Raw genomic sequence first — 25,782 nt, 5'->3', positions numbered from 1 at the left:
GACGAGGGCACCCCAAAAACCACGTTCGGCGCACCACGCCGCCGCGAGATCGGGTTAATTCATACTAACGAGGGCAGGTCTTCCAGTGGAAATGGTAGGTGGTCTTAATGCTTCCGTCTGTCGAGTCCATCGCGAGGAAGCTGGTGGTCTTCTTCGGATCGGAAGTCCCAGCGTTCACCCGCAACTCCGTATTGATATTGAAGTTGCGCAACTCGCCACACGGGTGGTAAACGAGTGCCGCGATATCGGTCTTGTCTGTGAACTGCCAGTTGTCGCTGTACGAACCGTTGAGCGGATGGTTCACGAACTGGGTCGGTGACATTCCCTGGAAATAGTAGTTCGCCCGCTCGAGGCCGGTCGCGCCTCGTTCCAAATGGGCGAAACCACGATAGTCCGCCTGGGCCACCGCGTACGTGAAACCAGACGGGACGTGCACCTTCAGGCTGATCTGGCAGTTCTTGCGCCAGTCCGTCGGCGCCGCACCGACGCCGACCTGGGCAAGGAACTCGCTGTACGTCACCGTGAACGCCTCGTTGTCTTCCGAGACGGCGACTGCCGCGGTGCCGGGTCTGCACCCGGAGCCGTTAACGGTGGCAACATCGATGATAATCTTGTCGGGTGGCGGGGTTGACGGCCACCCGGCGGTTTGAACGGGTTGTCCGACGAGCGATAAAGCGACGCCGGCTGCGGCCAACATATGAAGCATCAGATACCTCCAAATGCGTCACACGCGACTCGCGGCGGTGACCAACCGTAGCGCGGTTATCACAGCTCAAAACCCGCTGAACGGAGTAAGGCGTCCCCTTTCCCCGACTTAAACTGGGAAAGGATGATAGGACGGCCGGAGGTATTAAAAAAGCCGACGATTATCCGAAAGAACGTCCCGATGGCCGGGAATCAGCGGCGCCTTCCCATCCGCACGGTGTCCCGGCCTTCCCGCTTGGCCACAAGAAGTGCCGCATCCGCCTCGAGAACCAGATCGGTCAATACCGGTTCCATTCCGCGGGCCGGGACATAAAGCGCGACGCCGATCGACACGGTCAGTCCGGTGAGGGTGGTCCTGGTGCCCTTGTCCACGTCCGGCACGCCCACCTGAAGCGCCCGCACGCCGTCCAGCACCCGCAGCGCCACGGACATCGCCCGGTCCCGGTTGGTCATCGGCAGCAGCACCAGGAACTCGTCGCCGCCGTGACCGCCGTAGCGGCCGACGACGTCGTTCTCCCGGCAGGAGGCGCGCAGCACCTCGGCCACGGCATGCAGGACCATGTCGCCGGCCACGTGGCCGTAGCGGTCGTTGATCTCCTTGAAGTGGTCGAGATCCAGCAACAGCAGCGCCAACGGCTGGCGTTGCTCGTGGGCGCGCCGCAAGCTCTCCGGTGCGTACGTGTCCCATCCCCAGCGGTCCAGCAGCCCGGTGAGCCGGTCGACGGCCCAGTAGCCGATCGGCTGGCCACACGAGTCACACCGTTCGTGCTCGTGCTCGTGGCCTCGGCTCGGCAGTGGAATCAGCGGCGCGCGCTCCCAGGCACTCGACGCGGTGGTCATCAGTTACCCCCAACGGAAATCGGCATGTAGTCGTGGTCGTAGCCGAACGCGCGCGGCCCGGTCAGCCGCAGCCCTTCCGGCGTCGTCCATCGGCTGTCGCACGGGACGCCCAGGATGGCGACCCGGTTTCCGTAACGCATCCCCTCAGTGGTGATCGGATCCCCAGTTTCGTTGTCCAGCACGCAGATCAGGTCCGGTGTGCTGGTCACGATCTCGTCGTCGCGCTCGGCGACGAGGTGTTCGTTCTGGAACGACAAGGTCATCCGCATGCCCCGGTAGGCACCGATGCCCTCGATCTTGGCCTGGCCACGGGCGAATCCGCCGGTGGTGGCGCGGTGGACGTCGACGACCTTGCCGGTTATCAGCAGTTGCCCGTCGAGCAGTGCGGCCGCGGTGGCGACCGGCTCCGGTGACAAGCGCACGGCCCGGCCGAGTTTGTGCGCCAGCGTCAAGGTTCCGGCGACCAGGCCTTCCTTCAACTGCCTTCCAGTCAGGACAGTGTCGGCAGTGAACACCGAGCACCCAGCCTCGGTGCATGCGGCTCGGGCGAAGCGTTCGGCCCATTCGTTGCTGACGGTGTCGAGCACCATCGTGTTGCCCTTGTCGTCGACGATCACCATGGGCGTGCAGCTCACACCGATCAACGCAGGCAGAACCATGTGCGCCTCCGGGAAGGCGCGGCCCATCGCGTCGCCGTCGACCAGCGGCAGGCCCGTCTCGGCAGCGGCCGCGATCGGGATCACCGAGTTCACACCGCCGATCTCGATCGGCACGAGATGCGTGGCTTTCTTGCCCATCACCCGCTCGAGCGCTCGCAACGCGGTGATCGCCTCGTGGCCCGACGGCAGCTTCTCGGTGCCCACGGTCGGTGCGCCCATCGACGAGATCGGCACGACCACCGCGTCCGGCTCCACGTCGTCGATGTCCACAACGGACACCGGGCCGTGCTTCTCGATGGCGACTTCGGCCAGCAACTTGCCGACGTACGGATCCCCGCCGCCGCCCGCGCCGAGGATCGCCGCCCCACGCGCGATGTCGTCCATGTCGGACAGCCGGATCTCACGCATCGCCTGCCCCCAGCCTGGCGAGGTTGAGCTGCCCGATCGCCTTCACCCGGACCCGGACCGCCCCGCCGGGCACGTACGCCAACGGCACTTCCTCGACGTCGACGACCCGGATGCTGTCGGGCAACGCGCCCGCCGCCTCCGCTCGTTCGATCGCCTCGATCTTGACGTCTTCGAGCACCTTGTCCCGTTTTCCCTCGCCGATGTGCACGACCCGGTCGACCTCGCCGCCGACTTCGGCGATGGCCGCGCCGACCGCGTTGGCCACGGCGAAGTTCTCGGGCCGCCGGATGTCGTCCAGTCCAGGAAGGACGTCGGGGACGAGCACACTGCCGCCACCGACGACCAGGACCGGCAACGGATCAGGGGACGTACGCATCCGGTCCACCGCCTCGGCGATCCGCTCACCGACCGCTGCGAGGACGGCAGCGACCTGCGTCTTGTCCAAGTGGGACACCAGGTCGGCATCGCCGAGGTCGACCATGCCGGCGGCCACTGCGAGATCGGTCAGCGTCAAGTCGTTGCCGCCGAACACAAGCCCTCGTTCAGTCAGTTCATAGCCGACACTGTCCGGGCCGAACTCGTTGCCACGCACCAGGCTTCCGCCGCCGATACCGAGCGACAACAGGTCAGGCATCCGGAAGTTGGTCCGCACCCCTGCCAATTCAGTGACGGCACCCGCCTCCCGCGGGAAACCACCCGTGACGATACCGATGTCGGCAGTGGTCCCACCCACGTCGACCACCGCACAGTCACTGAGCCCGGCCAGGAACGTCGCACCCCGCATGGAGTTCGTCGGACCGGAGGCGAACGTCGCGACCGGGAACCGCCGGGCGTAGTCCACTTCCATCACGGTGCCGTCGTTCTGGCTCAACAGCAGCGGAGCCGTGATTCCGGCGCCGCGCAACGCCGCGGTCAGCGCGTCGGCGATCTGCCCGGCCAACTCGATCAGCGCCGCGTTCAGGACGGTCGCGTTCTCCCGTTCCAGCAAGCCGACCCGGCCGAATTCGTGTGAGCACGACACGTGCAGGTCGGGCACCTCGGCGCGGAGGATCTCCGCGGCCCTGAGCTCCATCTCGCTGTTCACCGGCGCGAACACCGACGAGATGGCCACCGACCGCAGGCCGCGCTCGGCCACGTCGGCGGCGACCCGCTTGAGCTCGTCAGGGTCCATTGTGGCCAGTTCGGTGCCGTCGTACTCGTAACCGCCGTGCACCAGGTAGTGCTTCCTGCCGATCGCGGCACGCAACACCGGCGGCCAGCCGGTCAAGGGCGGCAACGCACCTGTCGCGGGCAAAGCCAGCCGGACCACCGCGGTGGGTGTCAGCCCACGCTGCTGCACGATCGCGTTGGTGAAGTGCGTCGTCCCGATCATGACCGCGGAGAGGTCGTCGATCCGTTCGAGCGCACCGGATGCGGCCGCCGCGGCGAGCAGATCCGTGACCGCCCAGGCGACACCGTCGGTGACCTCGGGCGTTGTCGGTGTCTTGACCGAGGCCAGCAGGCGATTGTCTTGGGAAAGGAGTACCGCGTCGGTGTTCGTGCCGCCTACGTCGATACCGATTCGCACGTCTCCTCCTTCCCCGTTTTGTCTTCGCCCACCGGCACTTCACTGATGCCCTTGACCAGACCGATCTTCCCAGCGATCAGATACAGCAGTCCGGCAAGGAGTAACGAGTTCAGCGACCCGATTCCGAGCGCCTCGCGTTCACTCCACCAGCCGAACCAGGCCGCGACCGCCCAGATCACCAGGGTCACCGGCACCAGGGTCGGCTCGGTGGCGGGCAGCACACCGCGTTGCCGCGAGTCGTCGAGCGCCGGGCGCCAGCGTTTGACGAGGTAGTACTCGGCGACCACGATCCCGGCGATCGGCGGCAGCGTGACCCCCAGGATCATCAGGAAGTCCACGAACCGGTCGAGGATGCCGACGGCGGACAAGGCCGTCCCGGCGATGCCGATGACCAGCGTGACCCAGACCCGGTTGACCTTGATCCCGGTCAGTGTGTCGATCGCGTTGGTGATACCGAGCGACGAGCTGTAGAGATTCCAGTCGTTGATCTTCACGACCGCGGCGACCAGCGTGATCACGCCGATCACGCCGACCGTGGTGGTCAGGATCGCGACGGCGTCCTGTCCCTTGACCGCGTAGGCCAGCAGGACACCGATCAGGCCCATCACGTACTGCCCCAGCGTGATCGACAGAACGCTCTGCTTGACCACGTCGGAAGGCTTGCGGTTGAACCGGTTCATGTCCGGCATGATCGTCGCACCGGCCATGTAGGACCCGGCGACGAGTGTCGCGCCCGCGGCGATCGTCATCGTTTCGCCCAGCGGCCCGGAGGAGAACAGCGAGCCAACGTCCACTTTGGCGAATTCGGTGATCACGGAGTAGGCGATGACGATCTGGAACGCGGGCACCGCCGCGACCGCGATCCACCGCATCGCGCGGAATCCGTACATCACGAGGACCGTGATCACCAAGCCGGTGATCAACGACCACACCCACACGTCCAGCCACGGCGCGATGGCGTTCATGCCGAGCGCGAACACGCCGTTCTGGATCCCGAACCAGCCGATCAGGCTGACCGAGATGATCAACCCGAGCAGCGCCGAGCCGTACCGGCCGAAGCCGGTCCAGCGGGTGAGCACCGAAGTGGACAGTCCTTCGCGGCAGCCGGCGATCCCGACGAACACCGCGACCAGTTCCAGCACAACGGATCCGAGCGTCAGCGCCCAGAACGCGCCCCAGAAGGACAGCCCGGTGCCGAGGATGACACCGGTGGAGAACGTGATCAGGTCCGAGATCTGGCCGAACTGCTGGACAGCCACCCAGCCCCAGCCGTACCTGGCTTTCTCAGGCACCCGGCTGAGGGCATAGTCGTCTTGTGGCGTCACCTGGTTCCTCCGTCTCTCGGCGGGCCGCCCGCGCGCACGCGCATCACCACGGTCGGCTCGGACAAGTACGCCAATGGTTTCTCCTCGACCGACACGAGCGCGACCTTCGCGGGATCGGCGCCCGCGCGCATCGCCGACGCCCGTGCGGCTTCGCGCACAGCGGCTCGGATCTCCTCAAGGCGTGCGCTGTTCAACGGCACGATCCGGCGCGCCTCGCCGACCACGGGGGCGGAGGCGGCGCCGACAGCGGCGGCGGCTTCGGCGTTGTCCGGCGACTCGACCTTCACGGTCCCAGCCAGCGCGGTGCCGACGATCCTTGGCGACAAGGACTTCACGAACATCCGCGCGCCAGGACCGACCAGCAGCAGCGGCAAGTCGCCCGGCGCGTCCTTGGCCCGGTCGATCGCTTCCTCGACCGAAGCGTGGATCGGCACCAGTGCGGGGACGCTCAAACCCGTTGGCACGCCTGCGACTTTGGTGTGTCCCATGGTCATCCGCGGGCTGCCGTCGGTCAGTGCGCAGACCGCCCGGACCGTACCGTCCACATTGGTCATGCCGACCAGTGCGTCCTTCTCGTCCGCGAGCACGGCGGCGCCCACGACGGATGTCGCGTCGGTGCCGCCGAGAAGTGACAACGGATGGGTGACAGCGTTGTCGAGCGTGGCAATCGTCCCGTCGCTGCGGGCGAGGAACACTTCGGCGTGTGCCATGCCGCGCTGACTCACCGCGGCCAGCAGCTTGGCGGCCTCCTCGGCGACCGGTGCGGTCAACGCGGCCTGCAGGATCGTGGCGTTCTCGCGTTCGACCAGGCCAAGGCCGCCGTACTCATGGGACAACAGAATCGCCCCGCAGGCGCCCATTTCCTCACGGAGCACCTCGGCCGCCGCGAGTTCGTGCCGTGGCGTGACCGATGAGAACACGCCGGTGATCGCGACCGCGCCGACGATTCCGGAGATCTTCCGGGCGAACGCCAGAAGTCCTTCGAAGTCAAGGGGTTCGTAGTCGCTGCCGTCCAGCATCGCGCCGCCGGACAGGCACGTCGACGCGACCACGACGCGTTCGCACAGTTCCTTCGGCCACATCGTCAACGGTGGCACCGATGTTGTCGCCGCGCCCAGTCGCACGGCCGCGACCTTCGCCAACCGGCCTGGCCAACCGCGCCAGTAGCCGGTCTCGGTGGACAAACCGTTCAGCGCACGCAGATCCGTGACGGCGAACATGACGTGGTCGATGACGCTGGCCGTGACTCCGTGTGCCGCGGCTGCTTCGAGGGCCGCGTCTATGACGTCGCCAGGGGTGTCGGACTCCAGTTCGGCCGTCGCGACCACATGGCCGTCGGGCGCGAGGATGGCCGCGGACGTCCTTTTTCCAGGAAGCGCAACCCCAAGCCGATACGAGCTCATCTCACCACCAAGGGGTGGTAGTCGAGGTCCAGGCCGAATGCGCGAGGGCCGACAAGCTCCAGACCGGCGGGCTGCAGCCAGAGGTCGGGGCACGGCAGCGCCAGCACGACGACGCGTTGCCCGTAGCGCAACGAATCCGTGGCCACGACATCGCCGCTGTAGACGTCGAACAGCGTGATGATGTCCGGGGTCGTGGCGCGGACCTCGCCGTCCTCGAGGATCGCCAGGTATTCATGGCCGATCTCGACCCGCAGGCAGCGGCCGTTGTCGCCGTTGATCCCGTCGAGCAACGCCGTGGACCGCAGGCTCGCCGCGAAGGTCGACGACGCGCTGGTCTGGACCGCCGAGACCATGCTGACTTTGCCTTCCATCAGGCAGATCCCGCCGAACTCCGCCGCGAGCCGCCGTACCGCCGTGACCACGGGCATGCCCGCGCAGTTCGCGAGTACCTGGCCGATCTTCAGTGCGCGGCTGATGGAGCCGGTGACCACGCTCGTCCTGGCTTGTTCGACCGTCATCACGTATTCGGAGCTCACGCCCGTGTCCCCGAAGGCCGTGACCGCGCTGCGCGCCAGGCGCTCCAGCCAGTCCCCCGTGTCGGCTTGAACCAGGACAACGTGATCGTGGTCGTCTGCCAGGACTGACGGGCCTGGATGCACGCCCGCGACCTGCATCGCGACTTGCTCGACGCCCGGGAAGGCGCGGCCCATGCCGTCCGCGTCGGCCAACGGCAGCCGTGCGTTCGCTGCCAGTGCCACCGACGCAGGGCCGTTGCTACCGCCGATCTCGGTGCACATCATTGCCACGACTTCGGCACCGAAATGCTGTTCGACCTGACGGCGGATCGCGATGCTTTCGCGCCCAGTGCCGATCCGCTCCACCCAGACGGCCGGTGATCCCAGGTAAGCGCATGGCATGACAAGGCCGTCCGGCGGGAGGTCGTCCAGTCCGATGATCTCCACGGGACCCTGTGTGTCCAGTGCGACCTGCGCCATCGGTACGGTTCCCCCCGCGTAACCACCCCCGCCGGCGGCGAGCACGTCGCAGCCCCGGGCGAAGTCGACAAGGCAACCCCCGTTAAGTCGCACGAGTGAATGGTAGTAAGACAGCCACTCTGAGTGTTTGTCCTTGCCCAATAGAATCCAAGCCCCGGCTATCCCCACCGAACAATCAGTGCTCCGGAGGGCCACTGTGAGCCACGTTCCGCTCCACGACCTGCTCGCCGGGCCAGACCTGAACCAGCTCACCGTGCTGACCGCGTCACCCGAACGCCGCGTGAGTTCGGTCCGTGTCATCGACAAGCTCACTGACCTGCGATCCGCTCCCCGCGACAGCTTCGTGGTGGTCTTGCCAACAGCGTCCGCGCAGGCCCGGGGGCACCTGTTCGACATAGCGATGCGAGACGCGACTGCGAGCGGCGTCGGCGCGATTGTGCTCAACGGGATCGACGCGACGGCGGTTGAATCGACGGCCGTGCGGATCGCCAACCGCAATGCGGTGTCACTACTGCTGGCGCCGGTGAGCCTGGAACCAACTCGGCTGATTGTCGCCGTGTCCGAGGCCTTGGCAGGAGACGCTACTTCTGCATTGGCACGAATCGACGCCGCCCGCCGGCTGCTCGCCTCAGCCGAGACGCGTACGCACGACCGCCGCGCCGCCATCCTCTTGGCCGCCTCGGACGCTTTAGGTGCCCCAGTCGCGGCCCGCCAACCCGCGCACGGTGAACCAGCCGCCCCCGTTCTGGTGGACGGTTCCGTTGACACGTTCATCGCCGCCGAGGTGCCCGATGAGGCACGCGGATCTTGGGTCGTAGCCGCGCGCGCCGTCACAACCTTGACCGCTGATGCGTACGCCCGCGTCATCGCCGACGAACGCCGTACAGAACTGGCACCGCTCGCCGACCGCGGCCGTCTGCTCGGAGAACTGTTGCTGGCGCCCGACTCCGAACGCGTGCAGCTGGTCTCCCACGCAAGAACGGTCGGCTTGCCCGTTGACGGCTGGCACCAGGTATTACGCTTCGAACTATCGTCCTCATTGGACTCAGGAGCAACGGTCAGCGCGGACCAAGTGGACGCGATCAGCGTAGCCATGCTGCACGCCGTACGCGCGGAAATTGACGCCAAATGGCACAGCACCCGAATCGGCGGCGAACCACTGCTGGTGCACAGCGTAGACGCCGACCCCGGCCCATCGGCAGCACGAACAGCGTTGGCAGCAGCCACAACCGCGCTCACCGCAGCCCGCAAACGCTTCCCCGGCATAGTCGTCCGCTGTGGAATCGGAGCCGTGCACCGCCAAGCAGAGGGATTGCGGACATCGGCAACCGACGCGAAAGCGGCGCTGGCCGTGACCAGACAGGCCAGACCCCAGCGAGACGTCGTAGCGATCGACGCACTGGGCCTCAACCGGATGCTGGTCGAGTGGTACGCCTCGGACAACACCCGCGCGTCAGTCGACGACCTCCTCGCCCCCCTCGTAGACCTGGGCCCCGCAGCGGCAGAAGAGGCAATCCGGACATTGCAGGCATACCTGGACCACCAAAACTCCCCAGCGAGGGCCGCGGAAGTGCTCAGGGTGCACAGACAGACAGTGCACTACCGGCTGAACAAAATCACCCGCCAACTGGGCGTGGACCTCGCCGACCCGGAGCAGCGGCTCGCGCTGCAGCTGGCGTGCCGCGCGTGGCTGATGCGCTGAAGCCGAGGCAGGCCCGGGTGCCGATGCCGACCCCCACGTGCGACATCGGTCCCCTGCCCCACCTCTGGTGATACACAGGGACCGTAACGCTGGCCGCTTTCAGTTCTCTTTCACTCGGCTGACCACCGCCAACGCCTCCCGCTCGCCGGGAACGCACCCGAATTCCCGATGCATCCCCAACGCCTGCTCAGCGATGCGCAATGCCTCTACAGCGTGGCCACGTCTCAATTTGGTATCGGCCAAGGCGGTGAGTGCCTTGGCCTCAAGCAACCTCAGTCCTTGTGTGCGAGCAAGGTTCAGCGCCTTGACGGCGTAGTCGCTGTCATGGCCAGCCCACGCCATTCCGGTCAACGCTTCGATCTCCGCGGACGTCGCGGCCGCTTCCCGCGCCAACGTTTCGTGCATTGCCAGGTGGACAGTCGAGATCGGAAGGCCGTACTCGTCCAGCGCGGTGTGCCGCAGCATTGCCGAGTCCTCCATCGACCGCAGGTGCTTGAGCGCCTGTTCGTAGTCACCGAGTTCCACCAATGTCTTGCCGAGGTAGCCCCAGAGATCCGACGGCTTCAATGATCGGACACATCAATCGCGCAGCACATGCCACAATCCTCTGTCAGCCGATTGACAGGGGGATCGTGGCGCCGACGTTCCGGTGGATCAGCCAATACACCAATTACTGCGTGACCGTCGTCCGGACCGACGACGCAGCAGGCGTGCTTGCCGCGTTCGGTGGTGAGCAGGGCATTCGGGGCGGAATCGAAGAAGCGTTCGAGCTCTATCACAACTCAGCACGGCATTGGCCGGTTGTTCGCATCGTGGACGCCGACGGGTGGTGTCTGGCGATCGAGATGGACAGTTTCCAAGGCTTACGGCCGCCCGTACTGGCCAGGCTGTCAGTCGATACCCGGGCGGCGGTGCTCGGGCTCGACCATTTGCCAGAGCACCGAATGGCGTACGCCGAGAACGGTGAGGTGGCCGGGCCTGTTCGTGTGCTGGATCGACCATCACCGGAACGGGACCAGTTCGAGCGGGTTTCCGGGACACGCCTGGGCGATTCGAAGCCAATCGACTTCCTCCACCAGATCTGCGGCTTTCCGATCGAAGACGACCTCGTCACCTTTCCTGGACTGGTAGGCGCGATCCTGCCTTTGCTGCCGTCACCGTCGACGGTGAACAGTCGAGTTCATTCCGAGAGGGACGCGAAACTGGCCGCGCTCGTGGCCTCGGGCACTGACGAACAGTTGTGGCCAGTTGTGAGCCGACACGTCAAGGACATGCTGGAGGATGCGGGCGTGAGCACAGAGCGCATCCGCTTCGACGGTCATCTCAGTGACGATTCGCCGACGGGCAAGGCGCTACGGAAGGTCCTCGCCGAAGAGTGGATGATCACCGCGTCACCCACGTTCCACTTACAGCGGTCGGAGATCGAGGCGATTCGCGGCCGTGTTCACGCCGCGTCGGCCGCTGTCGCCCTACTCCGAGGCGGCCCACGACACGCAGTCGCAGAGATGTCACATCACCGGCCTGGCACGCTGTGGCAAGAGCAGCTCCTTGAAGAACTGGCGGGAATCGACGTCGCGCCGACAGCCGCGGCCACAGTCGCGGCCCAGCTGGCCAATTACCAAGCGGTGACCAACCGCGCCATCCGGATTCCGCCGAGTTTGCTGAAGCGCCGGGATGACTAATCCTTTTCGGACAGTCGAGCGAGTAGCGCGACAGCCTTCTCCTCACCCGGCCGTGCACCGAACTCCCGGTACATGACCAAAGCTTGGTCAGCCCCCGCGCGGGCTTCGACGATCTGACCGAGATCCAGCCGAACCTGAGCGGACGCGATCAAGGCCTTGGCCTCAAGCAAACGCATGCCCTGCTTGCGGGCAAGCGCGATCGCGTGGTCAGCGAACCCAGCGTCACCGCTCACCGATGCGATTCCGATCGCTGACTGGATTCCCATGGCCGGCGATTCGATCTTCACCGCAACGTCGTGTGCCAACCTGTATTCGGTCAGCGCAAGGTCCAGCCGGCCAGCCGAACGGTGCACCTCACCACGAATTATTCGTGCTTGCGCTTCGTACTTCCGAGGACCACTATCCGCTGACCGCTCGATGGCCACTTCGGCGTGGCGCAGCGCCGACGTGAAGTCTCCTTTGTCGAGGTACACCGATGCGATGGCCGTGTTGCATTCGTCGTACACGATGTGATGGGACATCTCGGAGTCCAGAACGGCAGACAGGTGGACTATCCCGTCGTCATAGTCCCCGGTCTCCCGGTAGCTCTCACCAAGAATCCAATGTGCGGCCAGGCTTGCCATAATCGGCCCGGAGTCTCGCACCAACTCCATCGCCTGGTGACAGACATCCCGTGAGCGATGGAGCTGCCCTAGCTGCAGGCAGGTGGAGCCGAGTTGGAGCAAAGCGGCGATCTTGCGTCCTCCGCCTTGTTCGGCACCGCGTTCGACCAGTGCCAATCCCTCCTCAGCAGCAAGCATCGCCTCGTGCGGACGACTCGATTCGGAGTACATTCCCGCCAAGCTGATCACCGCGGTCGCGTTGATCCCTGTCTCGCCAAGCTCTACTGCGATCCGACGGCATTCGGCGAAATCTTCGACAGATTCGTCGAACCTGGCGGTGATGGACTTCAAGGCGGCGAGTGCCAGCAACATCATCGCCTCGCCACGGCGAGCGCCCGCTTCTCTGGCGCAGGACAGTCCCAACGTTGCCGCATGCTCCAGCTCCGCTGTCCAGTACCTGTGGTGCAGATCCGGGCGGGCCGCGTCGGTGAGCTGCCAGGTGTATCGCTGTGGACCGTGCACTGCCGCGTAGTCGATGATCGCCAAGTAGTTCGTACGCTCCACTTCGAGCCAGCGCAGGGCCTCGTCGTCCGCAGCGAACACCAGGGGCGTGACATCGTTTGGCACCGGACCAAGGCTGGAGATGTAGAGCGAGGCAAGACAGCGGGTCACGGCGGCATGGATGCTGTGCAGGTACCAGTCAGCCAACCGCCTGAAGGCATCGACGTGGTCGTACTCACGCGATCGGTCAGCGGCGTACACGCGGATCAGGTCATGGAAACGGAACCGGTCAGCGTGGTGGCATTCCAGCAGGTTCGCGGCAACAAGCCGGTCCAACATTTCGACGGTCTCATCCATGGTGCAGCAAACCAACGCCGAAGCCGCCGACGCGCTGAAGTCGTTGCCGGGAATGACGCCGAGCAAGCTGAAAGCACGCCGGTCGGCCGGACTCAATGTCGCGAACGAGATGTCGAAGGCGGCTCGAACGGCGAGTCCACTTTCGCCGTGTGTCCGGAGTTTCGCCAGACGGTCACCGGTACGCAGATCTTCGGCGTACCGGCTGATCTGCATGCCGGGACGGCTGGCGAGATTCGCGGCGGCGATCCGCAGCGCCAAGGGCATTCGCCCGCACAGCGATGTCAGCTCAGTCGCAGCGGCTTCGTCTTGATCGCACCGCTTGGCTCCGGCGATCCGCGCGACGAGATCGCGGGCGTGATGTGGCGAAAGCGGTTGTAGTGAAAGGCGATTTCCTCCGTACAGAACGGAGAGGCCCGCGAGTTCCGACCGACTGGTGACCACCACCGCACTACCTGGACGGCCGGGCAGCAGAGGAGCGACTTGGTCGACGCTGCCCGCGTCATCCAGTACCAGCAAGACTTTCCGGTCAGCGAGACGCGAGCGGAGCAAAGCGGACCGCGCATCCACACCGTCTGGGATTGCCGCAGGCGCCACGCCGACTGTGCGGAGCAACTCGGCGAGCAGCTCGGCTGCCGAGCGTGGCGCCTCGCTGGCGCCGTTGAGGCGGAGGAACCATTGTCCGTCCGGGTAATGCGGGATCAGGCGATGCGCCGCACGGACCACCAATGCCGACTTGCCCATACCGGGCGGGCCACTGATCGTCAGGATCGGGACGGTCGCGCTGGGCCGCAATGACTCCAGGACTTGGTCGAGTTCGTCATCGCGGTTGGTGAAGTCGCCGATGTCGATGGGCAGCTGGCATTCCACCTGCCAGTCGCTCTGCTTGTCACCGGCAAGCACCGTCTGATGCGCCTGCCGCAACACCACACCCGGCTCGACCCCGAGCTCATCGACAAGTCGTTGGCGCACAGTCGCATAGGTCTCCAACGCATCCGCTTGCCTACCACTGCCGTATAAGGCCAGCACCAGAGAAGCCCATAGCCGCTCCCGCAACGGATACGCGGCCGTCAACTCCTGCAACTCCGGAAGTGCGATGTCATGGCGTCCGGCCCGCACATCGAGCTCAAGCTTGCGCTCGAGCACATGCAAACGCCTCTCCGCCAACGCCGGGACAACAGTTCGGTGCAAGTAATCCGACGGCACATCGACGAACGGTTCACCACGCCACAACGCGAGAGCCTCTTGGAGAACCTCGGCTTCCCGCTCATCGGCCGCACGCGCGGTGAGAACAGCGGCTTCGAATCGTTTGAGGTCAACATGCGCTTCGTTGACAGCGATTCGATATCCGTCGGCGCCCGCTTCGATTGTCGCGCCGGTGATCGTCCGCAGGCGCGTCACACAGGTGTAGACCGCCGGGCGCGGATTAGCCGGAACCGAATCACCCCAGATCGCCTCGACCAACTCGTCGAACCCCACGAACCTGTTGGCCCGTACCAGCAGCATCGCGAGCAAACAGCGCAACCGCGAGGAGCCGATGGGAACAACCCGGCCGTCAACCACGACTTCAAGCGGCCCGAGAACCCGAAATTCCACCCTGTTCCCCGGAAGGTCCGACGACACAACCAATCGGACACACTACCGCGTAAAAGGCCCGGCCACGCCAGGACCAAGACTGGGGGTTGGTCCTGACGCGGCCGAGGTTCGCGCCCGGGATCACGGTGCCGCCGGATGCCCCTCCTTTGGCACTTCCACCCCTATCCCGGGATGCGTGACAACCGTACCCACCAGACCTTTCATTTATCTTTCACAAGATTGACCGCACCGTTGACGCCGCCGCCACAGGGAACCATTACCGCAGGTCAAGGCTAAGTTTCAGGACCGAGGAACGACTTTGGCGGTGTCAACGCGACCGGCCGAATCCGACGGCTTCGCGCCCATCGGAACACGATGGCCTATCTGGTCTCGTCGTAAGCCGACGCTGCGAAGTCGCTGAGCTCCATCCGGTCAGCGACCTCCGCCTTCATGATCAGGCTCGCCACGTGCTTCTCCACGGTGCGCGGCGAGATGTGTAGCCGATTCGCGATGGCCTTGTTGGTCAACCGCTCACGCAACAACTGCAACACCTCGTGCTCGCGGACCGTCACGCCGATCGCACGGAGGTCATCCGGCACCTTGTCCATTCCTGTGCGCCGCTGTTTGACCGACGCACCCGCGTGGCGAAGCAGCGAGCGACAAGCACTGGAGACAGGGGCCACCGACAACTGGTGGAAGTACTCCTCGGCACGCCGCAACCAGGAAATCGGCTCTCCCCAGCCATCGGCGATACCCGCTTCAGCCGCCAGTCTCAGCACGAGGTGACTGACCATCTCATAAATGGCCGCATCCTCCTGAGCGACCAGAGCGGCGGCCGTGGCGTCCTCGGGACGACCATCCCTGCCGAGCAGGACCGCCTTGGCAAGCCCGACGAACTGCCTGTTCCACCGCATCGTGCTCTGGACTGTTGCGGCGCTCTCCTCGTACTCAGCCCATCCCGCGTCGCCGTCAAGTACCGACAGCAACAGGTACAACCCGTGGCGTCCGGCAAGCTGGAACATCGAAGGCACGTCCTGCGTCGCCTTCAACATCTTGACCAGCTCTTCCCTGGCAAGGGTACGGTTTTCTTCCAGCAACGCGCAGAACGTTCGAGCAAAGCCCAAGATCAACGGCAGCTCTTGTGGATACTCGTCCCGCCACTCGGCGAACTCCGCGAGTACGTCCTCCATCTCAGCACGCTTGCCCTGGTGCGCAGCGAGGGTCGCCTGGACCATGAGCAGATAGCGAACATGTGAGCTGAGTCGAAGGCGAATCAAGTCTTGCTTAGACTGTTCGACCAATTCCGCGGTCTTCGCGAAATCTCCGCGAAGCACTGCATCGGCAGCAAGGTTGCCCTGGATCGCGTATCCGATGGTCACCGCACCGACTCGTTGGGCCTCCTCGATCGCGCGCTCCAAGCCCGTGCGGTCGCCAGTCGCCAGCCAGTCGTTGCCAGCCAACGCGTTCAATGCGTAGACACGCCAAATTGGCAGTCGTTCGTCTTCCGCGTACTGCAGGGCACGTCTGAAGCAAGCACTGGATTCCTCAAGGCTTCGCTCGCGAGCCACACCGCCGACGACTTGCCATGCGTCACATAGGACTGTGGACAAGTTGGCTCGTTCGGCAGCCGCGATCGCCCGCCGTGCAAGCCACTCGGCTTTTTCCGATCGATTTCCGCCACCTCCCTGCCACATGAGGTTGGCGGCGACAGCATCTATCGGCGCCGTGTGTTCCTCGGCCGCTTGTGGACCAAGGACATCTCGGGCCGCTTGTACTTGTTCCATTCCTTCGGTCCACAAACCTGCGAGGTTGTACACCTGCGCGAGGCGTGTGTGGAGTGCTGCCCTGGGAATGGGACCGATGCCTGACCCACCGAGGTCATCGAGGGTCTCCACAAGCATCCGAGCTCGATCGATCTCGCCAGCTTCGGCCAATGCGTAGAGGAGAGTTTCAAGGATTTCCGCCTTGCTCTCGGCGGACGACTCACTTTGCAGCAGGGCGTTCGCCCGATCCAGCAACTTGACCGACGATTCGGAAGCCCCATCGGTGAGGGCTCTGCGTCCTGCCTCGGCGTACAGCTTCGCCGCACTCTGGACATCACCTGCGTCCGCCTGCAGAGTGGCAACGAGTTGGCACCATTCACCCGGCAGTTCGGGATGGAGCGCCTTCACTGCGTCCGCGGCTCGCCGTGAGTACTCGGCCCGGTCGGCGGGAGCCAGGCTCGCCCGCAAGGCATCGGCCGTAAGGGGGTGCCGGAACGCGTACCAGTCAGGCGAGGTTTCATCTGGGGCAACAAGTTGAGCCGCAACGGCGGCTCTCAGGTGTGACAGCATGCTGCGCTGGTCCAAGCGCGTAACCTCACCGACCACCGTCAGTGGGAATCGGTCACCGAGTACAGCTGCGACCGAGAGCAACATGTTGCCCTGTGGCCCGAGTTGCTCCACCCGATCGATGACACCGCTGAGAACGGCCTCGGGGACATCGGTGCGCATCGTTCCGACCACTTGCCAGCCCGCGGTGCTCTTGGCCAACACGCCGTCACTGACCAGCTGGTGCAGGACCTCCTCGATGATGAACGGGATGCCGGCGCTGTCCTCGATCAGCCTGGTAACGACTTCATCCGGTAGGCCTGCGGGATCCGAGTCGAGGCACGACGCCGCGAGCTGGGTCACATAGTCAGGCCCAAGCCGGTTGAGCATGACTATCGAAGCCGCGTGGCGCTGGGTAGCCGACCGTGCAAGATCACGCGCCGCGCAAGGTTCGTCCCGGATCGTCCCGATGAGCAAGACGGGCAGGTCGACGAGGTTGTCGGTGAGGTATTCGACGATTGCGAGAGTCTCCGCATCCGCGTGGTGGAGATCCTCGAGGACCAGTAGACAACCGTCGGGCCGTCCAGCAACCGTGAGAAGGCGTAGTACTGCCTCACCGAGAACAACAAGGGAATCCCCGCCGCCGCCCGTGTCAGGCTGCTGGAGATCGGGTATGAGCCTACCCAGGATCGGCCGGTAGGGGCCCAACGCCGGATCATCTGGGGGCTGCCCACTACGGAACAACCGGAGCAGTGCCTCGGTGAGCGGCCGGAACGGAACGATCGGCCCAATCGTGGTACCGCGTCCCCGTAGGACACGAACTCCAGCCGCGAAGGCGATGCCTGCGGCTTCCGAAGCCAGTCTGGATTTTCCGATCCCTGGCTCGCCGACGAGGAAGACCGCGCCGCCGCGCGAGACGCGGCAAGCATCGATCGCTCTCGTCAGCTCGGCCACCTCACGGTCTCGGCCGATCACGAGCGGGGAGCGGGACCACACGGTCGGACAGTACCCAGAAGTCCCTGTTCGGTTGAAGTCCGGGCACCAGGAGATTTCATATGTGACTAGTTCGTCGCGCCGTAGCCACCAAGGCCATCGGCATGTAGCGCTGTGATTTTGTTGGACAATGCGAACATGGTGCCCACACGGTATCCGGCCAGCGCATTAACCCTCGCGCCAACGTTGCGCCGAGTAGACAAAACCATCTGACCAGCGGGGTGATCGTCGACGTTGTGGTTCGGGGTGGTGTGGGTGCGCATGACGATCTTCTTCCTGTGAGCGGGGCATCTCAAGGGAGGGATGAGGGTGTCTTCCTCAGCGAGCGGGTTCGAGGAGGAGTACGGAGGGGACGCGGCTGGCGAAGCCGAGGCGGAGCAGGCCGTAGCCGATGCCGGCGAGGCCGTTGAGCAAGCCGGCGGAGACGACGCCGTGGGGTGTGCCGCAGCGGACGCCGCCGCGGTCGATGGCGCCGAGGAGGAGGCCTGCGTGGCGGGTCGCGGCGGCTGCGGCTTCGTAGTTCCCGCGTTCGCCCAGCACCATTAGGGCTTCTGTCACGCCCAGTTCACCGTGGCAGAGGCTCATGTCTCGCAGCGGCTGGTGTTCTGCCAGCGTGCGGGACCATTCTTCGGGGGCGTCGCGCCTGGCCATCGTGAAGCCGGACAGGCCTCCGCACCAGCTCAGGTCCGTGCCGTCGGGCACTTCGACGTCCAGGATCGCTTGACCGACCTCGTAGTAGTGGTCGCCTGCTCCTGTCGCCGCGAAACGCTGTAGTGCCCAGCCGATTCCGGTGTGGCCGTGGGCGAATCCCGCCGTTGGCACGTCCAGGCAGGTGCAGGGCACCGTGTGTGCTTGTTCGACCAGCCGGTCGGCGAAGTCCCATGCCAGGCGTCCTGCTGAGGGCAGGCCGGTTTCGGTATGCACCGCCAGCATTGCCGCCAGGCCTCCGGCGCTTCCGGCCGCGAAGCAGGCGAGCTCGTCGTCGGTCGCCGCGCGGGTCAGGTCCACGACCGCGGGCAGCCAGCTCCGGATTTCCGGGTCGTCCAGGAGGTTTCCGAGCCTGGCGATGGCGTAGCTGATTCCGCCTAGGCCGTGTGGGCCTCCGCAGCCGATTGTCACGCCGAGCTCTGGCTCGGTGATCAGCTGGTCGATGAGACGGGGCACTGGGCGGACTGCGTCCCGCGCCAGTTCCGCGTACCGCTGCACGCCGGTCAGGTCGGCGAGCTGCGCGAGGAACAGGGCCACTCCGCAATACCCGTGGGCGAGGCCGGCGCCCATCGGGAGAACCGCCCAGTGCTTGTCGATGATCGGCTCGAGTCCGAGCCAGTTCGCACGGCCGTCTCCGTGCATAGCGCGGGCACCGATCTCGTCCGCGATCCCGCACGCCGCCGACAGCAGCCGCTGCGGGTCCGGTATCGCCGACGAACCTGCCCTCGGCCGGGTCTCGCCAGTGCGGTGGTCCACCGGGCGCGCACGGGTCGCGAGCGCCGCGGAGATCAGCCACTCCTGGTCGTACCGGTCGACTTCGTCCATCGCGGCGATCTTCAGCACGACCGTGGCAAGGCCGGGGCCTTCCAGCAGGTCGGGCAGGCATTCGCCGTCCGCGGCCCACAGGTCGCGCGATCCCGGCTTGCTGGTGAACATCGGCAGGTCGCCTGCCCACAGGTCGTTCAGCTCGCTCGGGATCAGCCGCTGCCTGGCCAGGTCGCAGGCCGAATCGATGGTCAGCGCGTCGAACACGCGCTCACGCTGCACGGCGTCGCGCAGCACGTCTGGGTGCGTGGACTCGTCGAGCAGGGTCGCGTACACCTGGCTCGGCCGGGCCACGATCCGGATTTCGTCGTTGGTGCACGCGGTCAGCAGCCCGATCAGCTCGGACCGGTGGCGCACGATCGCGTCGTAGCCCTCACGGAACCCGCCGAGCATCGCGGCGCGGTACTCCGACGGTTCGACGTCGATGTCGCCGAGTCGCGGCCGGTTCGACGCGCCCTGGAACTCGCCACGCCGACGCACCAGGCGCATCACGTCAGTGCCGACGCCGTCCCACGCGACTGTCTCGTTCGGATACTGCACGCCCTTGTCGCCGCCCAGGCCGGACACGTCGACCGCGCCGTATTCGCCGAGCAGCATCTGCGGCAGCAAAGCCATGCGGTGCACGGAAGACGCGAGCACGCGCGCCGCCGGGTCCGGCCCGGTCGCGGTCGGCTGCTCGAGCATCGGGTGGAACAGCGTCTCGACGTCCACGAGCACCGGCTGGTCGCCGCACGCGACCAGGTTCTCGTAGTGGATGTCGGCACCGTCCACGGCGTACAGCAACGCCAGCAAAGCGCCTTGCCTGCGGTAGAAGCGGTCGACCTCGGCGACCTGCGCGCACGGCCGGTGCTCGACGAACTCGAGCCAGCCGTAGCCCTGGCGCGCCAGCGAGTCCACGCTGCGCAGCCCAAGGCCGAGGACCTTGGAGTTGAGCCAGCTGACCAGTCCGCTGAAGTGCCGGTGCAGGTCCAGCGACCGTGGCTTGTAGACGACCTTACGGCCGTTGGCGAAGTGCAGGATCGCCACGGAACGCCCGCGCTGGTGCGAATCCCCGGTGCCGACCTTGATCTCCACCAAGTCGCCCGGGTCGGCGCCGCCGAGCAACCGGGCCACGATCAGGTCGCGGTCGGCGATGAACCGCTCGATCAACTCGACCTGCGCGTCCGCGCCGAACTGGCATGCCTGGCCGAGCAGCCGCGCCAGCACCGGGTACTCGGCGAACAGCGCGGTCAGCCGCTCGGAGCTGGCCTGCGAACGGATGAAGTCGGCGAACCGCTGCTCCGCGGTGGCGCCGGTGAGCCTGCCGGACACGCGCTCGACGTTGAGTTCGAGTACGAGGGTGCGGGCGGCCAGGCCGGCAAGCCGCTTGCCCAGCTGCCGGTCGAACGCGGCAGCCACGGCGTGCGCGTCGATCTTGCCGGCCGAGGCCGCCTCGGTGACCCGCTCACGGGCAATCCGTGCCAGTGGCCGGAACACCCAGGCGAACGCGTCTGGCCAGTCGGACGGCACAGCCCCCTCGGCGCTGACCGGGCCGGTGGCCACCGCCTGGTCGATCAGTTCCGCCCAGCGCGGGCGGCCCTGGACCGTCCATCGGCGTTCGGCGGCGGTCAGCGCGCCGGTCCACCATGGTCCGGAGTTGATCCCGTTGTCGCGGTGCGAAATCGCTTGGCTCACAAGTAAACAGGCTGGCAGCGGCCTCGCGCGCGGACATGGGTATCAGTTCCCCACATTCCCGGTGGGGACCACCCGTATTAGGTAGTGGCGCTGATGGCCGGCCCCTGGAGTTACTCGAAGGTACCCAGGCTGACACGGGGTGCGCGACCGCTGTCACCCATCCGGAACCTGACAGCACGTGTCAGGCATCGGTGCCACGATGGGCCGGTGAGCACAACGGTTGATCGCGCGCAGGTACTGGCGTACCGGATCGCCAGGCAGGGCCTGCACCGGACGACGACACCCGTGGATGACCTGGAGATCGTTGATCTCGGCGTGCAGGACACCCCACCGGGTTCGTCCCGGCTGGCGTTGGGCGTACGGACCGAAGCCGACGTCGACGACCACAACCTGGTACGCGCTTGGACGCTACGCGCGTCGCCCTTCCTGCATCATGCGGATGACCTACCCAAATTCGCCGCCGCGCTGTGGCCGCACAGCGAACGTGACGCGCTGAGCAAAGTCGCATGGCAACGGTCGGTTATGGACAAGAGCGGGATCACGCCGACACAAGCGATCCGCTACACCGCCGAGGCCATGCGGGAATGCATCACCAAGCCGACCGTGAAGGGTGTCGCGAGCACGGCGGTGTCCAAGATCGTGCCGAAGGCCCTGGTCAGCTTCTGCCGTGGCTGCCAGGCGGAACACGTCTTCGAGTCGCTGTTCCGGCTGGCCGCGCTGCCCGGCGGGCTGCGCCTGGATCTGGACCAGTCGCCGCCGTTGCTCGTGCCGATCGAGAACTGGCCGGGCATCCCGGAAGAACAGCACGGCACGGACGACTTGATCAGGCTTTTCCTGACGTTCGTCGGACCGGCGAGCTACGGCGACGTGGCCATGTGGCTGAGCACGACGCAGACCGAGGTCAAGCAGGTCTGGCCACAGGACGGACTGGTCGAAGTGGACGTCGAAGGACGCACCACCTGGATTCCGGAGTCCGAAATAGACCTGCTGCTGGATCCCCCTGAGCCGCCCCGGGCTTTGCTGGTGCCCACATCGGACCCGTTCCTGCAGGAACGGAACAAGCTCTTCCTCCTGCCGGACAAGGCGCACCACAAGACGATGTGGCCGGTGATCGGTCAGCCGGGCGCGGTGCTTGTGGACGGTGACGTCGCCGGGATCTGGCGGACGAAGGCGTCCGGCAAGAAGAAACTCCAGGTCACGATCACCGAGTTCACGCCGATCGAGCCGGACGTCCGGGAAAGCCTCACAGCGGAGGCAGAGCGCATCGGTGCCTTGCGCGGCGTGCAGGAGACTGTCGTGAGTGTCTCGTCCGGTTAACACTCACCAACTAGTTGTAGCGGGCCAGGTCCTCGACGGCCTGCAGGGTTTCCGGGTGGTTGCGGCCAAGGATCTTGGTCTTGATGTCCAGTGCCCGCTGGGCCAGCCTGCCCGCGGCGGCCATGTTGCCCTTCGCGGCCATCAGCATGCCGAAGTCGGCGCACGCCACGGCCAAGTCGTAGTGGTTGGGCGGCAGCACGCGTTCGAACGTCGAGATCGCCTTGCGGTACAGCTTCTCGGCCAGGTCCAGGTTGCCCTGCCTGGCCAGGACCGCGGCCAGCATCGCACGCTCGTTCGCGGTCGCCGCGTGGTCTGGCCCCAGCGCACGTTCTCGCAGTACCAGCGCCCGTCGCGCGTAGGACTCGCCGGTGACGAACCGGCTGAGCATCAGGTCGAGCTCAGCCATGTGATGCCAGACCACGGCCGAGTTCGGTTTGTCCACACCCACCAGGTCCAACGCCTGCCGGTAGAGCGTCTCGGCCTCGTCGAACCGGCTGGAGAACAGGTACACCGCGCCGAGCCCGCACATCAGCTCGGCCAGCTCCTCCGGATGCGGCCACGTGCCGTTCTCGGACAGGTCCAGCGCGGATTTGTAGAGCACCTCGGCACTGCCGAAGCGGTTGCGGACCCGCTCGACCATCGCCAGGCAACCGAGCGCCTTGACCCGTAAGCGGACCAGCGTCTCGTCGTTACGGGAGTACTCCTCGGTGATCACGATCGCGCGCCGCGCGTACCGCTCGGCCTTGATGTACTGGGACAGGCGTTCGTGCAGCAGGCTCAGCTCGATGCAGGCGCCCGCGATGGCGGGGTGGTTGGGGCTGCCCGCGTGTTCGACGACGGCGAGCGCGGTCTCGGCGACCACGACCGCTTCCTCGGCCCTTCCCTCGTCGTAGAACCGGCGGGCCAAGCCGAGGCGTCTGCGCGCCTCAGCTATCGGATCGAGCATCGCCGGCGCTGCACATCTCGTTTTCTCCTGCCATGTCGGAAGACATCATGATGGCAGGACTTTACGAGGTAAATCACCCGCGCCGCGGTCCTCGGCGACCCCTAGACGCCGAGGACCGCCTTCAGCCAGCCGGCAGGATGGCAAGGTTGCGCCTGGTCAGCGCGGTTTCCCCGGTGTCTTGTGACGGGTCTTGGCTCAGTCTTTGACGGATCTCCAGCGAGCGGCGGTAGAACAGCTCGGCTTCCTCGGTGTGGCCGCGCACGGCCATCAGCACGCCGAGGTCGTTGAACATGGCAGCGACCTCGTGGCTCAGCAGCAGGGCCTCATCGGCTACTGGGTTCTTCACCCGGTCAGGATGGCTTCCCGGGCACCCCACGCAGTAGGTACTGAGCACCCAATCCGGCCGGGAAGCCATCCCGGGAAATCATCCCCAAAAAATCAGCGCAGGACGGTGTCCGCGATCCGGGACCGCAGGGCTCGTGCGCTCGCGCCGAACGCCTCAAGCCACTGGCCGCGTTTGTACAGCCGATGCAGGACGTGTTCCCAGGTCATGCCCACACCGCCGTGTACCTGGATCACGCGCTCGCACGCCGTGACCGCGGCCTCGGCGGCCGCCGACTTGGCCGCGGCGACGGCCACGCTGGCCTGCTCGTCACCCTCCGAAAGCGCCCACGTCGCCCAGTAGGTCAGCGACCTGGCCAGCTCCAGGTCCGCGTAGGCATCCACTAGCTGATGCGCGACGGCCTGGTAGGTGCCGATCACGCGGCCGAACTGTTCGCGTGTGGACGCGTGCGCGATGCCTTCGTCCAAGGCACGGCGCCCGACGCCGAGCGCCTCGGCAGCGGCGAGGACGAACGCCCGGTTCTCGATCTCGGCGAGCACGGACGCGTCACCCAACGCCTGTGAGGGTGCCGAGGCGAACTCCACTTCGTACAACCGGCGCGATTGGTCCGAAGTGGACACAGGGGTGACGGTCGCGTCGGCGGTGCGGACGAGCCGGAGTTCCGGCCCGGCGACCGTCACCACGAGTGCGTCGGCGAAAGCCGCGTCGGGCACGAGGACTTTACGGCCGGTGACGCGGCCGTCCGCGTCGACCGTGGTGGCCAGGTCGGTGTCGGTGATGCCCTGCGGACGGCCGGATTCCGCCCACGCCAACGACAACCGCAGATCACCGGACGCGACCGAAGCGACCAGGTCCTTGTCGTGCCGGATCGCAGGCAGCGCCAGCGCGATCGTGGTGAACAGCGGCCCGGGCAGCAGCGCGGCGCCGGTCTCCTCGAACAGCACGACTTGGTCGAGCAGAGTCAGCTCGTCGTCGGTCCAGCCGAGATCGGCGACCTGCTTCCAGCTGTCGGGCTGCCAGCCGAGCTCGCTGTCGATGATCGCGGGGACACCGGTCAACGGGTACTGCTCGGCCAGGAACTCCCGGGCAGCCGTGCGCAGCATGTCCTGTTCGGACGAAAAAGCGAAGTCCATTTTTATCCCACCGGCTCTGTATCAACGACTACGAGGAAGACCAAGCACCCGCTCGGCGACGATGTTGCGGAGGATCTCGGACGTTCCGGCCTCGATGGTGTTGCCACGGCTGCGCAGCTGGCGGTACTGCCAGTAGCCGTCCCCGACGCCGCCCTTGTCGTCCAGCATCCCGGACAGGCCCTGCAGGCTGCGCGCGAACTTGGTGAGCCGTTGGTTCGCCTCGCTCCACACGAGTTTCACCACCGAGCTCTCCGGACCCGGCTGCCCCTTGGTCAACAGCGTCGTCAAAGTCCGGTAGTTGGTGAACACCAACGACTGCAGCGCGATCCACTCGCGGGCGATCGTGTCACGCACGACCGGGTCATCGGCGGGAATGCTGCCGTCCGGTGCGGGCTGCTTGGCCAGTTCGACCAGTTTCGTGAAGTGCTGCCGGAACTGGCCGACCAGTGCGAACGCCAGGGTGCCGCGCTCGTGCAGCAACGTGGTCATCGCGACTTTCCAGCCGTCGCCGGGTTTGCCGAGGATCGAGTCCTTGGGCACGCGCACGTCGTCGAAGAAGATCTCGTTGAACTCCGGGTCACCGGTGATCTGCTTGAGCGGGCGGACTTCCACGCCCGGCGAGTGCATGTCGACCAGCAGGTACGACAGGCCCGCGTGCTTCCCGGCCGCCGGATCGGTGCGCACGACGAGGATGCACCAGTCGGCGATGTGCGCCCAGGACGACCACACTTTCTGGCCGTTGACCACCCAGTGGTCGCCGTCCAGCACCGCGGTCGTGCGCGCGCCCGCGAGGTCGGAGCCGCTGCCGGGTTCGGAGAAGCCCTGGCACCAGATCTCCTCACCGGACAACAGCTTCGGCAGGTACCGCTGCTTCTGCTCGGGCGTGCCCCACGCCATGATCGTCGGGCCTGCCATGTTCAGGCCGATGATCCCGATGTGCTCCGGCGCCTGCGCGCGAACCATCTCCTCGAAGTAGATGGCCTGGTAGCTGGGCGAAAGACCGGCACCGCCGTAGTCCTTCGGCCACGTCAGCCCGACGTAGCCCGCCTCGAAGAGTTTGTGGCTCCACGCGCGCATGTAGTCGACCTCCGGGCGGCCCGCGCCGGGAATCTCGGAGGGGTCGAAGTTCTCCGCGTACCACTCGCGTAGCTTCGCTCGGAACGCCGCCTCGGCGGCGGTGTCACGGAAGTCCATGAGACATGTTTGCACTTTGACT

At 66.0% G+C, this 25,782-nt stretch carries 19 protein-coding genes; 3 read left to right on the top strand and 16 right to left on the bottom strand.

The genetic code is table 11. From position 1 onward, the window contains the following. Nucleotides 1-64: 64 nt before the first annotated feature. From B9C43_RS47530 to B9C43_RS57175, 7 genes are all read right to left on the bottom strand, one after another. Nucleotides 65-706: a DUF4360 domain-containing protein gene (locus B9C43_RS47530; RefSeq protein WP_033392654.1), complete on the bottom strand. Its 642-nt coding sequence runs from the start codon at nt 704-706 to the stop codon at nt 65-67. A gap of 191 nt (nt 707-897) precedes the next feature. Further along, nucleotides 898-1,545, bottom strand: coding sequence for a GGDEF domain-containing protein (locus B9C43_RS47525; protein ID WP_084433921.1), 648 nt, complete (start codon nt 1,543-1,545; stop codon nt 898-900). Continuing rightward, the gene (locus B9C43_RS47520; protein ID WP_084433920.1) at nt 1,545-2,612 is read right to left on the bottom strand and encodes a DUF917 domain-containing protein; all 1,068 of its coding nucleotides are present in this window, start codon (nt 2,610-2,612) and stop codon (nt 1,545-1,547) included. The genes B9C43_RS47525 and B9C43_RS47520 overlap by 1 nt, the downstream gene beginning before the upstream one ends. Beyond that, a complete protein-coding gene (locus B9C43_RS47515) occupies nt 2,605-4,179 on the bottom strand; it encodes a hydantoinase/oxoprolinase N-terminal domain-containing protein (protein ID WP_084433919.1) in 1,575 nt (524 codons plus the stop codon). Before B9C43_RS47515 ends, B9C43_RS47520 begins: the two co-directional genes overlap by 8 nt. After that, on the bottom strand, nt 4,158-5,504 hold the full coding sequence (locus B9C43_RS47510; protein ID WP_084433918.1) for a purine-cytosine permease family protein: 1,347 nt from the start codon (nt 5,502-5,504) through the stop codon (nt 4,158-4,160). Before B9C43_RS47510 ends, B9C43_RS47515 begins: the two co-directional genes overlap by 22 nt. Next, complete coding sequence (locus B9C43_RS47505) at nt 5,501-6,907, bottom strand: hydantoinase/oxoprolinase N-terminal domain-containing protein (protein ID WP_143447105.1); 1,407 nt, start codon at nt 6,905-6,907, stop codon at nt 5,501-5,503. Before B9C43_RS47505 ends, B9C43_RS47510 begins: the two co-directional genes overlap by 4 nt. Continuing rightward, nucleotides 6,904-7,995, bottom strand: a complete 1,092-nt coding sequence (locus tag B9C43_RS57175; RefSeq protein ID WP_160097238.1) for a DUF917 domain-containing protein — start codon at nt 7,993-7,995, stop codon at nt 6,904-6,906. The genes B9C43_RS47505 and B9C43_RS57175 overlap by 4 nt, the downstream gene beginning before the upstream one ends. A gap of 103 nt (nt 7,996-8,098) precedes the next feature. Between B9C43_RS57175 and B9C43_RS47495 the strand changes: the two genes are divergently transcribed. Further along, entirely contained in the window at nt 8,099-9,604 is a 1,506-nt protein-coding gene (locus B9C43_RS47495) for a PucR family transcriptional regulator (protein WP_084433916.1), read from the top strand. A 99-nt stretch (nt 9,605-9,703) separates the two neighbouring features. Here the strand turns inward: B9C43_RS47495 and B9C43_RS47490 are convergent, their stop codons facing one another. Beyond that, nucleotides 9,704-10,171, bottom strand: a complete 468-nt coding sequence (locus tag B9C43_RS47490; protein WP_084433915.1) for a hypothetical protein — start codon at nt 10,169-10,171, stop codon at nt 9,704-9,706. On the opposite strand from B9C43_RS47490, the gene B9C43_RS47485 reads away from it, so the two are divergent. Continuing rightward, complete coding sequence (locus B9C43_RS47485; protein WP_327225044.1) at nt 10,132-11,286, top strand: DUF6461 domain-containing protein; 1,155 nt, start codon at nt 10,132-10,134, stop codon at nt 11,284-11,286. The two genes, B9C43_RS47490 and B9C43_RS47485, sit on opposite strands and share 40 nt — an antisense overlap. Here the strand turns inward: B9C43_RS47485 and B9C43_RS47480 are convergent. The 4 genes from B9C43_RS47480 to B9C43_RS47470 form a co-directional block, all read right to left on the bottom strand. Then, the gene (locus tag B9C43_RS47480) at nt 11,283-14,339 is read right to left on the bottom strand and encodes an AfsR/SARP family transcriptional regulator (protein ID WP_143447104.1); all 3,057 of its coding nucleotides are present in this window, start codon (nt 14,337-14,339) and stop codon (nt 11,283-11,285) included. The genes B9C43_RS47485 and B9C43_RS47480 overlap by 4 nt on opposite strands. A gap of 359 nt (nt 14,340-14,698) precedes the next feature. Continuing rightward, nucleotides 14,699-17,623, bottom strand: coding sequence for an ATP-binding protein (locus tag B9C43_RS47475; RefSeq protein ID WP_084433912.1), 2,925 nt, complete (start codon nt 17,621-17,623; stop codon nt 14,699-14,701). A 65-nt stretch (nt 17,624-17,688) separates the two neighbouring features. Continuing rightward, on the bottom strand, nt 17,689-17,883 hold the full coding sequence (locus B9C43_RS56235) for a hypothetical protein (protein ID WP_143447103.1): 195 nt from the start codon (nt 17,881-17,883) through the stop codon (nt 17,689-17,691). 55 nt (nt 17,884-17,938) lie between these two features. Then, entirely contained in the window at nt 17,939-20,827 is a 2,889-nt protein-coding gene (locus B9C43_RS47470; protein WP_235039262.1) for a type 2 lanthipeptide synthetase LanM family protein, read from the bottom strand. 207 nt (nt 20,828-21,034) lie between these two features. On the opposite strand from B9C43_RS47470, the gene B9C43_RS47465 reads away from it, so the two are divergent. Then, a complete protein-coding gene (locus B9C43_RS47465) occupies nt 21,035-22,144 on the top strand; it encodes a winged helix DNA-binding domain-containing protein (protein WP_160097236.1) in 1,110 nt (369 codons plus the stop codon). A gap of 10 nt (nt 22,145-22,154) precedes the next feature. Here B9C43_RS47465 and B9C43_RS47460 read toward each other — a convergent pair whose 3' ends face one another. The 4 genes from B9C43_RS47460 to B9C43_RS47445 form a co-directional block, all read right to left on the bottom strand. Continuing rightward, the gene (locus B9C43_RS47460) at nt 22,155-23,090 is read right to left on the bottom strand and encodes a tetratricopeptide repeat protein (protein ID WP_084433910.1); all 936 of its coding nucleotides are present in this window, start codon (nt 23,088-23,090) and stop codon (nt 22,155-22,157) included. A gap of 121 nt (nt 23,091-23,211) precedes the next feature. Beyond that, nucleotides 23,212-23,436 (bottom strand): tetratricopeptide repeat protein, encoded by a 225-nt coding sequence (locus B9C43_RS47455; protein WP_033392634.1) that lies wholly within the window; start codon nt 23,434-23,436, stop codon nt 23,212-23,214. A gap of 92 nt (nt 23,437-23,528) precedes the next feature. Further along, on the bottom strand, nt 23,529-24,566 hold the full coding sequence (locus B9C43_RS47450; protein ID WP_084433909.1) for an acyl-CoA dehydrogenase family protein: 1,038 nt from the start codon (nt 24,564-24,566) through the stop codon (nt 23,529-23,531). A 21-nt stretch (nt 24,567-24,587) separates the two neighbouring features. Next, complete coding sequence (locus B9C43_RS47445) at nt 24,588-25,760, bottom strand: acyl-CoA dehydrogenase family protein (protein WP_084433908.1); 1,173 nt, start codon at nt 25,758-25,760, stop codon at nt 24,588-24,590. Between the last annotated feature and the right edge of the window lie 22 nt (nt 25,761-25,782).

The organism is Kibdelosporangium aridum (genome assembly GCF_900176515.1).
GTDB classification, from domain to species: domain Bacteria; phylum Actinomycetota; class Actinomycetes; order Mycobacteriales; family Pseudonocardiaceae; genus Kibdelosporangium; species Kibdelosporangium aridum.
The sequence above is the reverse complement of the archived record's forward strand: the minus strand, read 5'-3'. Positions and strand labels throughout refer to the sequence as shown.